The organism is Terriglobus sp. YAF25 (genome assembly GCF_052113305.1).
In the GTDB taxonomy this organism is placed as follows: Bacteria; Acidobacteriota; Terriglobia; order Terriglobales; family Acidobacteriaceae; genus Terriglobus.
Genome location: NZ_JBFRCY010001039.1, coordinates 1 through 1,095, shown reverse-complemented (window position 1 = coordinate 1,095; position 1,095 = coordinate 1). Strand labels below are relative to the sequence as shown.

Genomic DNA, 1,095 nt, shown 5'->3' with positions numbered 1-1,095 from the left:
GGACGAGGCTCTGGCCTTCCATCAGGAGAGCGCAGATGGTCTCGACCAGCTCGTCACTGTACTTGGATGGACGTCCGGGCTTTGCCATTCGAGGAACTCCTGTTGGCGCCGGAGGGAAGAAGACCGGCCTGTTGCATCTCGGCCGTGACACGGTCAGAGAAGGTGGGCGGTGGTGTAGGTGTGTGAGCGACGTAGGGCCGGACCGTTCGGTTCTGGCAGCGATGTATCTGCTCGGCCTCTTCGGCGAAGCGTGCATTCAGTTCCGGGTCGACGGCCACGGGGCGGGGAATCTCAATCACCTGCCGGCAGCGTTTGCAGCGCAGTGCCTGCAGGGTGTCCATGCGTTCCAGCATTTGATGGGTTTGCTCCAATCGGTGTGGGTTGCCAGGCCTCCACCAGGGCTGCGTGATAGCGGGAGCCGGCTGCATTGAGGAAGGTCACGCTGGGTCCCATCACGGAGGAGAGGTCGTGCAGTTTGGCCTTCTCCGGTTCCACCAGCAGAAGGATGCTCTTGTAACGGTTGTTCACCCAGCGGGCGGCGCCGCAGTCGATCATCCATTTGGCCTGCTCGCGCGGGATGTGGGTGGAAGGAAGCGAGTTGGTTCTTTGACCGCGACGAAATACGGCCACGTCGCACGAGGGCGATGAGGAGACGGAGGTATTCATAAGAGTGTTGGTCGTCAAACCGAAGACTGGCGGTGACTTCCAGGTTGCCGGTGCGGTGTATCGCTCTCGGCTACCTCTTCAACATAAGACGGTTGTGGAGTGGGGACAAGCGGTTTCTGGTGGGTTACTAGCGGTGGTAGTAGGTGTGGTTTTGGGGGTGTTAAGAGGTGGATTTGTTGGGTCTTATGAGAATGAATTGTTTGGTTGAACGCGGGTGGGAGCAGCGGGGTCCCCGGCCAGCTTGCTGGCTGGGGTATTCAGCGGGCTTCAGCCCGCTGAATGGGCTACAAAGATGTCTGGCTTTAGCCCTAGGCCTTCTCTATGATTAAGGCGAAGAGCCCAGGGCTAAAGAGTCTGTGTGAGTGAGGGATCTTCTCTTTGTTGAGTGGGCCTTAGTTGCTGGATTTCTTTGTGGCGTCTGGAAGGAGT

2 protein-coding genes are annotated in these 1,095 nt (G+C 58.7%); both read right to left on the bottom strand.

The genetic code is table 11. The annotated features are described in order from the left end of the window. Positions 1–53 precede the first annotated feature (53 nt). Positions 54–299 (bottom strand): hypothetical protein, encoded by a 246-nt coding sequence (locus AB4043_RS26370; protein ID WP_442303010.1) that lies wholly within the window; start codon positions 297–299, stop codon positions 54–56. Continuing rightward, on the bottom strand, positions 292–666 hold the full coding sequence (locus tag AB4043_RS26365; protein WP_442303009.1) for a hypothetical protein: 375 nt from the start codon (positions 664–666) through the stop codon (positions 292–294). The genes AB4043_RS26370 and AB4043_RS26365 overlap by 8 nt, the downstream gene beginning before the upstream one ends. Positions 667–1,095: the final 429 nt, after the last annotated feature.